At 38.9% G+C, this 13188-nt stretch carries 12 protein-coding genes; 5 read left to right on the top strand and 7 right to left on the bottom strand.

The genetic code is table 11. From position 1 onward, the window contains the following. Window positions 1-79: 79 nt before the first annotated feature. The 5 genes from ACED20_RS07990 to hutH all read right to left on the bottom strand — a co-directional run bounded on the left by ACED20_RS07990 (window position 80) and on the right by hutH (window position 4982). The gene (locus ACED20_RS07990; RefSeq protein ID WP_294232918.1) at window positions 80-964 is read right to left on the bottom strand and encodes a lipid A biosynthesis acyltransferase; all 885 of its coding nucleotides are present in this window, start codon (window positions 962-964) and stop codon (window positions 80-82) included. 102 nt (window positions 965-1066) lie between these two features. Continuing rightward, a complete protein-coding gene (locus ACED20_RS07985) occupies window positions 1067-1321 on the bottom strand; it encodes an acyl carrier protein (protein WP_146940807.1) in 255 nt (84 codons plus the stop codon). 4 nt (window positions 1322-1325) lie between these two features. Beyond that, window positions 1326-2546, bottom strand: coding sequence for a beta-ketoacyl synthase (locus ACED20_RS07980; RefSeq protein WP_294314706.1), 1221 nt, complete (start codon window positions 2544-2546; stop codon window positions 1326-1328). Between the two features lie 114 nt (window positions 2547-2660). After that, the gene (fabG, locus tag ACED20_RS07975) at window positions 2661-3392 is read right to left on the bottom strand and encodes a 3-oxoacyl-ACP reductase FabG (protein WP_294225853.1); all 732 of its coding nucleotides are present in this window, start codon (window positions 3390-3392) and stop codon (window positions 2661-2663) included. Between the two features lie 69 nt (window positions 3393-3461). Beyond that, window positions 3462-4982, bottom strand: a complete 1521-nt coding sequence (hutH, locus tag ACED20_RS07970) for a histidine ammonia-lyase (RefSeq protein WP_294225855.1) — start codon at window positions 4980-4982, stop codon at window positions 3462-3464. A 98-nt stretch (window positions 4983-5080) separates the two neighbouring features. Here hutH and ACED20_RS07965 point away from each other — a divergent pair, with 98 nt between their 5' ends. Then, window positions 5081-6325, top strand: a complete 1245-nt coding sequence (locus ACED20_RS07965) for an NAD(P)/FAD-dependent oxidoreductase (RefSeq protein WP_378104123.1) — start codon at window positions 5081-5083, stop codon at window positions 6323-6325. A 38-nt stretch (window positions 6326-6363) separates the two neighbouring features. On the opposite strand, the gene ACED20_RS07960 is transcribed toward ACED20_RS07965, so the two are convergent. Beyond that, on the bottom strand, window positions 6364-6963 hold the full coding sequence (locus ACED20_RS07960; RefSeq protein WP_378104121.1) for a hypothetical protein: 600 nt from the start codon (window positions 6961-6963) through the stop codon (window positions 6364-6366). 21 nt (window positions 6964-6984) lie between these two features. Further along, window positions 6985-8280, bottom strand: coding sequence for a phenylacetate--CoA ligase family protein (locus tag ACED20_RS07955; protein WP_378104119.1), 1296 nt, complete (start codon window positions 8278-8280; stop codon window positions 6985-6987). Between the two features lie 256 nt (window positions 8281-8536). Here ACED20_RS07955 and ACED20_RS07950 point away from each other — a divergent pair, with 256 nt between their 5' ends. The 4 genes from ACED20_RS07950 to ACED20_RS07935 all read left to right on the top strand — a co-directional run bounded on the left by ACED20_RS07950 (window position 8537) and on the right by ACED20_RS07935 (window position 13123). Beyond that, complete coding sequence (locus ACED20_RS07950; protein WP_378104117.1) at window positions 8537-11167, top strand: hypothetical protein; 2631 nt, start codon at window positions 8537-8539, stop codon at window positions 11165-11167. Between the two features lie 969 nt (window positions 11168-12136). Continuing rightward, window positions 12137-12466, top strand: a complete 330-nt coding sequence (locus ACED20_RS07945) for a hypothetical protein (RefSeq protein ID WP_378104115.1) — start codon at window positions 12137-12139, stop codon at window positions 12464-12466. 5 nt (window positions 12467-12471) lie between these two features. Continuing rightward, complete coding sequence (locus ACED20_RS07940) at window positions 12472-12732, top strand: hypothetical protein (RefSeq protein WP_378104113.1); 261 nt, start codon at window positions 12472-12474, stop codon at window positions 12730-12732. A gap of 70 nt (window positions 12733-12802) precedes the next feature. Further along, window positions 12803-13123, top strand: a complete 321-nt coding sequence (locus tag ACED20_RS07935; RefSeq protein WP_378104112.1) for a hypothetical protein — start codon at window positions 12803-12805, stop codon at window positions 13121-13123. Window positions 13124-13188 lie beyond the last annotated feature (65 nt).

The following is a 13188-nucleotide window of genomic DNA, read 5'->3' as shown; positions in this document are numbered from 1 at the left end:
TTAGTGATCTTGAATAAACTTCGCAATCACTTTGATGTTGCGTTAAATATCAGTTTTATTTGTGATAAAAGTAGGAAAATTAATCAATATCATCCCAAAAATCGAAATAATTGAACCACTGTAAAGGATATTTTCTGATCATCGATTCCAGGTTTTGCGTATAGGAGTTGAGAAGCCCTTGGGCGTCGCGCTTTTTTACATTTTGGGCAACCCTTGCATACAGGTGGTAATGAAGATTTTTTTCTTTCATTACATAAACATACACGACCGGGACACCCAGTCTCGAAGCGATAAGGAAAGGCCCAGCCGGGAATTTCGCCGTTTTTCCGAGCAAACTACCTTCCAGAAACTTGGAACCCTCGAAATAACGGTCGCCGGTAAAGCAGATCAGTTCGTTGTTAGACAGTGCCTCATTGATCTCGAAAATATGGGACATATCTTCTTTTACATAAATGAATTTAATGCTGCTCCGTTTTACGGAAACACTTTCCAGATATTCTTTGATCACCGTAACTTCCTGATCAGTGGTAACTAAATTGATCTGACAATCAAAATCAATATCGGCAAAGAAATGTTCCGCGATTTCAAAGTTCCCGATGTGGGCACTGATGAGAACACCGCCTTTTTTCTCCGCTAAAAGGTTTCTTAGGTTTTCAATTCCGTCGAATTCGTAGGTATATTTATCTCTTAATCCTGCGGAAATGGCCGTTTTATCAATTAAAACCGTTCCGAAGGTAAAGTAATTTTTAAATAAGGACAGTTTGGTTTTCCAGTAGCCGTACTTCAGCCTTTCCCGAAAGTAATACCGGTAATAGGTGTTGCTCTTTTTTTCGAATAAAAAATAGTAAAATGCAACGAAATACAGTACAGCGTATGAACTCCGGATTCCGATATTTCTAATGCACCAGACAAAAATCCTGTATCCCAGGATGGTCCCTTTAGATTTGCCTTTCCATTTGTTCATAGCATGGGCAGTAATGTAACAATTTATCAATATAGCAGTGTAACAATTATTCAATGAAACATTGGTAAACTGTTATATTATTTACATTGTTATATTAGTAAATCATTTATTCTTTTCTGTGATTTTGTTTTCGATGGTCGTGTAGAAATCATCGAACGTCACCATCTTCTTGAAATCGGCTTCGCCAAGCTTTACGCCGAAATTAGATTCGATCACCACCACCATATCAATATAATCCAGGCTGTCCAGCCCAAGCGTGGTTTTTAAGTTTGCCTCGTTGCTGATTTCATCACCGTCCACCTCAAATTCATTCACCAAAAAATCATTAACGATCGCAATAATTTTTTCCCTTTCCATGTTTTTAATTAAATTTTTTTACGATTAATGCGGAGTTGGTTCCCCCAAATCCGAAAGAATTCGACAAAAATACGTCAATTTTTTGACTTTTTGTTTTAGCTACCAGATTTATCTTTTTTGCCTCATCATCAGGATTTTCCAGATTGATGTTCGGGGCAATAAAACCATTCTGCATCATCAGAATCGAGTAAATCACTTCACTGGCACCGGCCATCCAGCATTCGTGTCCGGTCATGGATTTTGTGGAGCTTACCGGAACTTCACTGCCGAAAATTTCGAAGATCGCTTTTGCTTCATTGGCATCGCCGATCGGTGTTGAAGTGGCATGGGCATTAATATAATCAATATCTTTTGCCGTCAAGCCCGATTGTTTCAGCGCCCGTTCCATCGCCAGAGCAGGTCCGTCGACATTCGGGGTGGAAATATGTCCGCCATTTGAGGAAAATCCGTATCCTACAATTTCTGCAATAATATTCGCTCCTCTCTTCTGTGCGGACTCTAAACTTTCAACGATTAAGGTGGCTGCCCCTCCGCTCGGAATCAGGCCGTCCCTTCCCGAGTCGAAAGGTCTTGAAGCTTTTGTCGGCTCATCTTCTCTTAAGGAGAAAACACCCAGCCCGTCGAAGCTCGCCATGGAATATTTATTGGTTTCCTGCGCGCCTCCGCAGACGATCATCTCCTGAAAACCGTTTTTGATCATCATAAAAGCCAGTCCCAATGAATGAGATCCACTGGCACAGGCAGCACTGATGGTAAGATTAATCCCCCTCAGTTTAAAAATTGTGGAAAGATTCATCGTTACCGTAGAGTTCATTGATTTGAAAATTGCTCCCGAACCCATCAGGGTCGTATCTTTTTTCTCCCTGGCAATATCTATAGATTCCACCACCGCCTGAGATACACTATCGTTTCCGTATAAAATTCCGACTTCGTGGTTATCTAAAAAATTCTGGTCTATTCCTGCCTGCTTTAAAGCAGCTAAAGTCGCGATATAGGCATACTCACTCTCTTCCCCCATGCTTACACGCTGCCGGCGGTTCAGGAGATTTTTCAGATCCGGCTTCGGGACAACGCCCGTTAACCCCGACCTGAAACCGAATTCTTTTCTTTCATCCACTAAAAATATCCCGGATTTCCCCTGAAATAAAGATTCTTTCACCTCTTCCAAAGAAGTTCCGATGCAGGAATAAATTCCCATTCCGGTAATGACAACCCTGTTTTCCATTTATTAAATGTAACAATTTATCAATGTAACAGTGTAACAATTTTTAACCGATCTGCTTTTATTGGTAAACCGATAGATTAATCTATTGTTACATTAGTACATTGTTATATTATTTTACGAGTAGATTCCTCCGTTAATATTAATGATTTCGCCGGTAATATAAGATGACTTTTTAGAAGCTAAAAATGCCACCAGATCTGCTACTTCTTCCGCCTCGCCGAATCGATTGGCAGGAATCATTGCCTTTAATTCATCTTCGTTAAACTCCTGCGTCATATCCGTTTTGATGAAACCCGGTGCTACGGCATTTACCGTAATATTTCTTTTAGCCACTTCCTGCGCCAGAGCTTTTGTAGCGCCTACCACAGCTCCTTTTGCTGCAGAATAATTCGTCTGTCCGGCTGTTCCTTTCACACCGGAAACGGACACCATATTGATGATCCTTCCGTATTTGTTGCGCAACAGTTTCTGGATAAAGAAATTCGTTACATTAAAAAAACCGTTTAAACTCGTATTAATCACCGCGTTCCAGTCTTCGCTCGGCATCCACATGAACAGCCCGTCCCTGGTGATCCCGGCATTATTTACAATTACCTCAACGATCGCTTTCGGGTTGTTTTCCTGCCATTGGGTTAAAACCTGCTTTGTTTCTTCGGCATTACCGACATCGAATTTCAGAACCTCTCCAGTAGCTCCCAATGCTTCTATCTTGGAAAGCGTTTCTTTTGCTGCAGCCTCGTTTGAAGTATAGTTAATCAGCAGATGATAATTTTTCTCTTCTGCCAGTTTGATACAGATAGCTCTTCCAATTCCCCTGGAGCCGCCTGTGATGATTGCACATTTCATGTGTTGTGTATGTTAGTTTTAGTTTTTAGTATATTTTATTCTTTTATGACAACGTATATAGGCCTGAAGTTACATACATTTAAGATAATTTTTCACCTCTTCCAGATACGGATACATTACCATATCATTGGAAAACGCCGGAATGATCCTTCTTATTTCGTCATACAGCTTTTTTGTTGCGGATGAAACTTTGTCCTGAAAGCCAAGATATTCAATAGCCTGAACAATGGTAATGGCTTCAATGGTCAGCACTTCAAAAGCATTGTCGATCACTTTTCTGCAGATGACCGCCGCATTGGTTCCCATGCTTACAATATCCTGATTATCATTGTTATTCGGGATGCTGTGCACATACATCGGGTTGGAAAGCATCTGGCTTTCTGCCGTAGTGGAAGTAGCGGTAAACTGTACACCCTGCATCCCAAAATTGAAACCCAACTTCCCGAGATTCACAAACGGAGGCAGAATCTCGTTGATTTTGGAATTTAAAAGGTAGTTCAATTGTCTTTCCGCCAGCATCGTGAGTTTCGTCACCACGATTTTCAGCTTGTCCATTTCCAACGAAATATAATCTCCGTGGAAATTTCCGCCGTGGTACACGTGCTGATCTTCAACATTAATGATAGGATTGTCGTTTGCTGAGTTGATCTCATTTTCCAATACTTTTTCAGTATATTCCAATGTATCCAGGACAGGCCCCAAAATCTGCGGAACACATCGTAAAGAATAATATTCCTGGACTTTTTCCTTGAATACTTTTTCCTGCTCTTCAAAATGGGTGTATAAATGATCGGCTCTCTTCCGGATCAGCTTGCTGTCAGACAGGTGGGCACGCATTTTGGCGGCAATCTTCTGCTGACCTTCATGGAGCTTGGTTCCGTTCAGCACTTCCGAAAGATGATCATCGTAAGCCTGGACAATTTCATTGATCGCACAGGATAATCGTAAAGAAATATCCGTTAACTGATTTGCTTTGTGCGCATTAACCGCACCGATTCCCGACATCACGGAAGTCCCGTTCATCAATGCCAGACCTTCACGGATCTCCACCTGAATCGGTTCAAGGCCTTCCGCAGCGAAAACTTCTTTTGTCGGTTTTCTTTCTCCTTTATAAAAGACTTCCCCTTCTCCGATCAGCACCAAAGCCAGATGAGCCAGCTGTACAAGGTCACCACTTGCACCTACGCCTCCGTGTTCAAAGATTAACGGTATAACATCTTTGTTTATTAATTCTTTAATTAAATTCACAACCGACTGATGAACCCCTGATTTTCCTAGAGACAGGGTGTTTAATCTCGCAAGCATACAAGCCTTCGCTTCATCGGCAGGAAGCGGATTTCCGATTCCGGAAGAATGGCTCCGGATCAGATTGTACTGAAGCTGGTGTGTATCTTCGTCACTGATCTTAAATTGAGCCATTGGACCGAAGCCTGTATTTACACCGTATATTACTTTATTTCTAGAAAATTCCTTAAGAAACTGAAAACTCTCATCTACTCTGGCAAGAAGCGTTTCATCCAGTTCTATTTTTTCATTCTCAATGATGACTTTTGTAAAGTCGCTCAGTTTTAAAAAGTTATTTATTTTCATTAATTAAAAGTAATAATAAGATAATTTTGTAATTATTAATTAATTGTCATTAATTTTGCGGCAAAGATAGAAGTTATTATTAAAATAAAAAATCAAAGATGAGCAAAGAATTTGTTGACGTTCTTGTAATCGGTGCCGGGCCTTCCGGGTGCGTATCTTCTTCATACTTAAAGAAGAACAACGTCAGCGTAAAAGTTGTTGAAAAAACGAAGTTTCCCAGATTGGTGGTGGGGGAAAGCCTTATCCCGCGGGTGATGGATCATTTTGACGAGGCCGGCCTGTTTCCGGCACTGGATAAAATGGGATTTGAAAAGAAACTGGGCGCCCGTTTTTTAAGAGGCAACGAAGTCTGCATTTTTGATTTCAGCAATAAATTTGGGGAAGGATGGGACTGGACCTGGCAGGTTCCGAGAGCGGATTTTGACAATGTACTCGCTCAGGAAGTCATCAATAAAGGCATCGATCTGGAGTTTGAAACAGAAGTAATCGATATTGAATTTAACGGAACCGATTCCGTAACGACTGTAAGAACCAAAGACGGGGAAACAAAAGAGATCCACGCCAAATTCGTGATCGATTCCAGCGGCTACGGAAGGGTGCTTCCAAGGCTTCTGGATCTTGAAAAGCCATCGAAACTATCGCCTCACTCTGCGATCTTCTCCCATGTAAAGGACCTCAACCGTGAAGAAGGAACCGAAGGAACGCTGATCTCATTCGATATTATTGAAACGGAGGTCTGGCTTTGGGTGATCCCTTTCTCCAACGGAAATACCAGCGTCGGAATCGTAGGACCTACAGAATACATCGATAAATTATCTGAAAACGGTAACACGGCGGAAGCTTTACGGAAAGCCATTTCTTTGTCGGATTATTATGTAAAACGTTTCGGGGATGTGGATTTCCTTTTTGAACCAAAACATTTGAAAGATTATTCGTGTTCGGTAAAAAAATTATACGGCGACGGATTTGCCTTAACGGGAAATGCTTCGGAATTCCTGGATCCCGTTTTCTCTTCAGGAATGGCCTTTGCCACCGAAGGCGGAATGACAGCCGCAAAATTGGCCTTACGACAACTGAACGGTGAAAAAGTAGACTGGCAGAAAGAGTTTTCGGATTACATCCTGTACGGCGTTGATGTTTTCACCACTTATGTGAAAGAATGGTACACCGGAAATCTTCAGGAACTGTTTTTCCACCAGCCGGAAAACCCGGACGTGAAAAGAAAGATATGTGCCGTGCTGGCCGGATATGTCTGGAACAAAAAGAATACATTCGTCAGGATACACGATACGGCAATCAAAAATTTAGCTGAATTTATTAAAACGGAAAAGCAACAGGCATAAAATAAATCCGCTCCCGGAATGGGAAGCGGATTTATTTTTTATCTGATTTTGTTTTCGATCATGCGAGCCAGCGTTTTGGCTGTTTTGGCATAGCCTTCAGAAATCCTGTCATTGTTATTCGGCAATCCTACAAAATTATCCCCGGGTGCGTTTTTACTGTCAATTTCCAGTAAAACATGAGATCGGTCAGCAGTCTCTACAAATTTCAGGAGGGTGCTGAGCTTCGACGGCTGGTTCATAATTCCTGCGAACCATCCCGGATAAATCCAGACGGTTTCAACAATCAGGGTATATTTTGCGGACGGATTATTGACGGAGGTTTTAATGTCCGTATTCTTGTTCATTGAAGCCAGGAATTTTTCCGTAAACTGCGTATCTTTGGAATACGCCCAGTCTTTTTTCCATTTTTCAAATTCTTCGGGACTTTTACCGGCCTTCTGAATATCTTTTTCCTGCTTGGCGATATAGGACGTCTCATCCATATTTTCTTTGTAGAATTTCACATGGCTGTAATCCATCTGCAGGTTTAGTTCGGTCTGCCCTTTCAGGAAATCAAAATTTCCGGAAGTGACTTTCATCTTTTGAGCAGAGACCATGCCCATTAAGAAAACAAAAAAGGTTAATGCTAATTTTTTCATGAGTTATTAATTTATGTAATGTTAGTTCCGTAAATCGATAAAGGTAATCGGTTTCCTGTTGTTCGGATTAAACACGGTTTTAGATAATATTTCAAAATCAATGATTTCAATTTTTGGGCTCACCCTTAACTTGGCGCGGAAATGATCCCTCACTTCATTTACGAACGTACCGGAATCGCTGCCGGTACTGATCTTAATGATAATTTCATCCAGGCCTATCTCATTCGATTGGATCACGATCTGGTAGCACAGAATGTTGTTGAAATCATTCAGGATATCATTCATCGCCGGCGGATAGAGCGTGGTTCCTTTGTATTTGATCATCTGCTGTTTTCTTCCGAGCACAGGTCCCAGCCTCATGGTGTTCCTTCCGCATGGGCAGGGCTCGTAATGGGCTTTTACGATATCCCCGGTTTTAAATCTTAGCAAAGGTAAAGCTTCGACACCCAACGTCGTGATGGTCAGTTCGCCACTTTCTCCTTCTTGTACGGGTTTTTCGTCATCATCCAGGATTTCTGTGATGATCAGTTCCGGGTGGTGGTGACCGCCGATCTGTTGTTCGCATTCCGTAAAGGCCGTACTCATTTCCGTAGAAGCATAGGTTGAGAAAAGCCTGATGTTCCACTTCTCTTTGATCTTTTTTGATAGAATATTATCCGTAAAATCCTGATTTTTGATGCTCTCCCCGATACAAACGGCTCCATAAACACTGGAATTCTGATAATCGATTCCGTGCTTTTCAGCATAATCAATCATTTTCAACAGGAAGGAAGGAACGGTAATCAGGTATTTCGGTTTGTACCGAAAGATGGAATCCCACTGCAGTTCGGGAATTCCCGGCCCCATTCTCACAACGCTGGCTCCCATTTTCCGTAAGCCTAAAAAGTAAGCCAGCCCGGCCATGAACCTTTTATCGATGGTAGTGATCATCTGTACCACATCTCCTTTCTGGATTCCAGCACAGGCGAAGGAAATGGCTTCGTTGTACGAGAGGCGTTCCAAGTCGTTATCCGACAATCCAAATGTGACAGGATCACCCAGGGTTCCCGAAGTCGTGCTGTAATCCACTATTTTATCAGGTGTAATGCAGAAGAAATCATCATTGTTCTGCTGAATATCGTTCTTTGTCGTGGTAGGGATCTTCTGCAGATCTTCCAAAGTCTGAATGTCGGCAATACGGATCCCGTTTTCTTTAAATATCCTTTGGTAAAAAGGGGAATGCATTTCAAGATACACCAACAGTTCCTGAAGTTTTTGCTCCTGAAATCTTTTGATTTCCGCAGCTTCTGCTTTTTCGATGGATGGATGGAATTCCAATGGTTCTTATTTTTAAAGGACAAATGTATTTAAAATTAAAAGACTATTGAGCAATGAATCTTAAAAATAAAGCCCGGCAGTTTGCAGAAAATATTTTTACAAAAATTTAAAAAATTAATTTTTATACGTCGAGTTTTATCGTTACCAGCATTGATCTTTGCATTAGAGAGATTAAGATGATGCTATAAGACCATCTCTATTTATCTAAAACGTAATATAAACCAAAATACAATATTAATCATGAAAAAACCTGAATATGAATTTTAAAAATACTTTAAAAGGAATGGACGATTTTGATAAGATCGCCCGGGAGATATGGGCCGATATGAGAGGAGAAAAAATTGCCACCAATTCCATAGAACCCTTTTTTACCAACCTTTGGGTGGATGAAAGGAAGATTTTCTCATTACTTGTTTCGTCAACCGATTTTAATACCTACCTGTTTGATGCAGAGAAAAACTTTATCAATTATTCTCAGGAAGTAGAAAAAGTAAATCTGAAAGACATACCTCCGGCAAAGATCGATAACGTAAGAGTAAAGGCTAAAATGATTGAGAAATTAATTATCCAAGAGCCTAAATTGGATGAAAAACAATTTCAAAACTCATTTCTGGAACGCCTTGATAAAAAGGTCTGGGTGAATATAAGCCCGGGGTATATTGACCCCCGAAAATATACCCATCATACGGCGATCGGAATTCGGGAGAGAAAGATAGAATGCACCATCAACATCCCTTATCGTAATTACCATCGGGAAGCCACAAAAACCGTAATAAATGAGACGGAAGCCACTGTCCATTATTCTTCAGAATCTCCTGATGCCATACAGATCAGGCTGAGTGATGCCGAAGACTACATGGCTGCCATCACTTACCTTTTTCCGTACCATCAACAGGAAGCGCAGGTTGCGCTTATAGCTCATTTTGAAGAGGCAGGAAACGGGCTTACTTCTATTGATGACCTGATGTTCTTCTACAATCAGCTTCCAAATTTTGCCCTGACCGGGGTGGATTATAAAGGAAAAGCAAAGAAGCTTTCAGACGAGCTGTTATGGGATCATTTTTTACAGTTTTTGAATTTTGATTCTCAGCTAATCCGCGATGTAGATTCAATAGGGAAAGCTGCTGCTCTGGCAGCAGAGCCGTTCAGAGACAAGAGCCGTTATGCGATCCGTATCCTTACGGCAATATCCGGGGAGTTCGTTTACCGAAAGATTAAAAACGACCCTAAGCTCATTCTGCATATTTATCATTCTCTGGATGGAGAAAGCGTGTACATGGGAAAAGGCATTATTTCAGATACGAATCAGGCTGCCCATGGTCAGTTGTTTGAAAACAAGGAACTTTTTGTCATCTATGTAACCGCTTTCATGCAGGCTCAGCATGCAACGGATGACGCCCACCAACCTTTACAAAGCGGTTCTCTTTTCGCACTGGGCGTCAGCAGGGATTCCGATACGACAGAAAGACATTGTGAGCTTACCGGATATTTTATGGAAGGAGACCTTGATAATATCGTCACCCTGATCAATACGGTAAAAGTGTTTAATCTGAAAACAGAGAAAATTGAAGCTGAAAACGAAACTGAAAACGGAGAATTCAGGCCTCTGGATATGCTGCACCTCAAAGTGTATGAAAAGGAAAAACTTCGGACGGGTAAGGTTCAGACTCATGAAACCGATACTGAAGTGCCTGCTGTGTTTCTTTATCATATCGCTCAGAAAAAAGCTGCTGAAGATGTATTAAGATGTCTTCGCGTCGCCGCGGATCTCATGGTGATTTCCGCCAGCCTTGCAACCATTGAATCCGGAGTTTCAGGATTGCCTTTATATGCGGCTTATGCAGATATCGGAGTGGCCCTTTCAGATTTTTATATAGAGACCCGGCTCAGAGATGAGCTTAAATTCACCACTAAGGGGAAGAAGCTTCTGGAATTATGGGATGATATTTATATGGTCCAGGGAACAGCAGGTGCCATGGCGAGCATGTTAACAAAAGCAGAAAAAGCATTGGATGTCACCGTAGAAGTCCTGTATACATCCAGGTATCCGCGTCAGCAGGAAAGCTTACAAAAATTAATTAAAAATGCATTATATTCGTTTCCTTTAAGGAATTATTCTAAAAATGGATTAAGGGTTCTTTCAAAAGATGGTATCAGAAGTATCACCAATCATGCTGCTGATTTTGAAAAACTGAGAGTGCTTTTTATAGAAAATGCAAAGAAAGAGGTAGCAGTACTTTATAAAGGGAAAAAGTTCTTTCAAGCAGATTCCGCTGGAAGAACGGGAAAATTCCTAGATTATCTTTACAGGAAAGCCGGCGGTAACATTACAAAGCTTGATCAAGAGATGAGCCGTCTTGCGGGAATGGCAGAAAATCTTACGCCACGTTTTAGCATGACAGCAGAAGAGTTTGAAGCGGGATGGAAAGCTATTCAGGAGGCTATAAATACAGGTAAAATTACCGCTGAAAATGCACTTGATTATATTTATGAAGTACTACCATATTTTAATCATCATGTAGTAAATGGAGAAGTCGTAATGATTTCTAATACCAACTGTGTAAATGTGGTGAAAAAAGTTGTAGAATACTTAAGAACAGGAAAAATATCAAGTGCTTTACACTCTGCAGGACAAGAAGTAGAGCTATTAGAAGAAATTTATGGTAATAAATTTATTAAAATAGCTGAATTAAAAGATCTAAAGGGAATAAATGGAATGCAAGAAGGAGAAATAGGGGTTATCTATGCTTATGTGAATGAAATGAAACCTGGTCATGTTTTTAATATTGTTAGAGAAAATGGAAGATTAATATTGCCTGATGGACAATTTGGCGTATTAGCAAAAATAGGAGAATACAAATATTTTGAATACTTAAAAATAGATTAATATATGCTATCAGAAAATGAAATGCTTTTAGTAGCTAAAAAATATGTAAAAGAAATTGAACAAGAAATTAATGTAGAGTTAATGGTTAATAATGACTTTACAATTAAAAAATCTTATGGAAATATTTATTATTACCACNATGTTTTAAAAAAGAGTGTAATAATTATGATTAATAAAGAAAAAATAGATAAAATCGCGGAAAGATATGTAAAAATGATATCTGAAAATATAAATGTAGAATTAATTATTCCCAAAGATATTATAATTGATAAACCTTATGGAAGAATTTATTTTTATGGAGCTAAAGATTACAAGAAACATCGATTGGCAGGAAATGGACCTTTTCTGGTGAAAAATGACACCAGTATTGTTATTCCATTTGGTACCGCTATGGATGTTGATTACTATATTAGAGGATATGAGGATGGTACCTGGAAGCCTGCATCATATGGTGTTTGGGATCCTAATCAAAATTAATAGATTTACTTATATTAAATTAAAAATCATGATGTTAACAGAACAACAAGTCATAGAAATCGCAAAAATTACGTAAAAGAAAGAAAAGAGAAAAGTGGATTAGACCTTGTCATTTTAGATAACGAAGCAATAAAAAAGCCTTATGGTATTATATTTTTCTACAATACAAAAAAATATAATGACACTAGAAATGATGATGATAATACTTTACTTGGGAATGCTCCTTTCCTGATAGAAAACAAAACAGAAAACATTATCGTATTTGGAACCAGCAAATCTGAAGAATATTATATTCAAGAATACGAAGCAGGAAGATTTACTAACATTTTAGGATCAAATAGTAGCCTGGAATAATGCATAGCCACCTTCGGATGGTTTTTTTATTATTTATATTAGTATTTGATAAAATAAAGCTACTTTCCGAATATATGGATACCTCCAACTATTTGGATCAGAAAGGATGTTACAGACTTAGAAATGTTTCATGAATGCATGCATTTTGAGGATTATTTAAGAAGAGGAAGAAAGCGATACTTAACAGGAGAACAGATTATCGAGATACCAAATAATGGAAAATTAGAAGAATTTGAAAAACTACTCTTAACACGAAAAATCCCTGAAAAAGACAGATTAATAAGCACATATATCAAAGAAAAATATGTTTATGATAAAGTAGTGGAAGAACAAAATAAATGGTTAGATATATTTGGTAAAGGTAGATTTAGCCCACAAGATATGAGATTGAGTAAAGCAAATATTGATGATGCCATTAATGCATGTAAAAAAGCAGGAATTGATATAAATAAAGTGGTAATAAAGTAATAATTATGATAAATAAAGAAAAAGAAGCCCTTGATAAAATTAAAGAGCTTATGAAAGTAGATCCTACAATATCTGTAATTAATTCATTTTATAAGGAAAAGGATATTCTAAGGGATGATTCTATAAAAGATGTTATAGTAGTAAGTTTATTAGATGATATTTATGGTAAAGCGTTTTATGTCTATATAGATGCAGAAACCTTAGACTTATTATACGTCCAGGGTCCACATCGGTATATTGAAATAGCTGACTTTTTTGAACTTTAAATTTTATAGATTTAATTGTAAATCTATAGGAGAAAAAAATTAAACAACACAGCAAGAAACAGATAGGTGTATGTTAACAGAACAAGAAGTAATAGAAATCGCAAAAAATCATGTGAAAAACCAGAGTGAAAAAAGTGGATATGATCTTGTCATCTTGGATAATACCGAAATTAAGAAACCATACGGAATAATATTCAGATACAATACAAAAAAATTCAATCAGACAAGAGATTACAATGATAAAACATTAATTGGAAACACTCCATTCCTGGTTGAAAATAAAACTGGTAAAATTATAATATTCGGTTCTTCACAAGGCTTAGACTATTATATTGAAGAATACGAAGCAGGAAGATGGCCAAATATGCCGAGGCTCAGCGATTTTCAATAAATTACAGCCACCTTCGGGTGGTTTTTTGTTATTTGATACTGGTATTTGACAAAATAAAGCTAGTT

This window comes from Chryseobacterium sp. sg2396, from assembly GCF_042610505.1.
Lineage (GTDB): Bacteria > Bacteroidota > Bacteroidia > Flavobacteriales > Weeksellaceae > Chryseobacterium.
Note: the sequence above shows the minus strand (reverse complement) of the source record. Positions and strands in the feature narration are given on the sequence as shown.

Excerpts from the sequence above, each read along its gene's own strand:
- ACED20_RS07990 (WP_294232918.1), bottom strand. The coding sequence starts at position 964 with ATGAACAAATGGAAAGGCAAATCTAAAGGGACCATCCTGGGATACAGG.
- ACED20_RS07985 (WP_146940807.1), bottom strand. The coding sequence starts at position 1,321 with ATGGAAAGGGAAAAAATTATTGCGATCGTTAATGATTTTTTGGTGAAT.
- ACED20_RS07980 (WP_294314706.1), bottom strand. The coding sequence starts at position 2,546 with ATGGAAAACAGGGTTGTCATTACCGGAATGGGAATTTATTCCTGCATC.
- fabG (WP_294225853.1), bottom strand. The coding sequence starts at position 3,392 with ATGAAATGTGCAATCATCACAGGCGGCTCCAGGGGAATTGGAAGAGCT.
- hutH (WP_294225855.1), bottom strand. The coding sequence starts at position 4,982 with ATGAAAATAAATAACTTTTTAAAACTGAGCGACTTTACAAAAGTCATC.
- ACED20_RS07965 (WP_378104123.1), top strand. The coding sequence starts at position 5,081 with ATGAGCAAAGAATTTGTTGACGTTCTTGTAATCGGTGCCGGGCCTTCC.
- ACED20_RS07960 (WP_378104121.1), bottom strand. The coding sequence starts at position 6,963 with ATGAAAAAATTAGCATTAACCTTTTTTGTTTTCTTAATGGGCATGGTC.
- ACED20_RS07950 (WP_378104117.1), top strand. The coding sequence starts at position 8,537 with ATGAATTTTAAAAATACTTTAAAAGGAATGGACGATTTTGATAAGATC.
- ACED20_RS07945 (WP_378104115.1), top strand. The coding sequence starts at position 12,137 with ATGCATTTTGAGGATTATTTAAGAAGAGGAAGAAAGCGATACTTAACA.
- ACED20_RS07940 (WP_378104113.1), top strand. The coding sequence starts at position 12,472 with ATGATAAATAAAGAAAAAGAAGCCCTTGATAAAATTAAAGAGCTTATG.
- ACED20_RS07935 (WP_378104112.1), top strand. The coding sequence starts at position 12,803 with ATGTTAACAGAACAAGAAGTAATAGAAATCGCAAAAAATCATGTGAAA.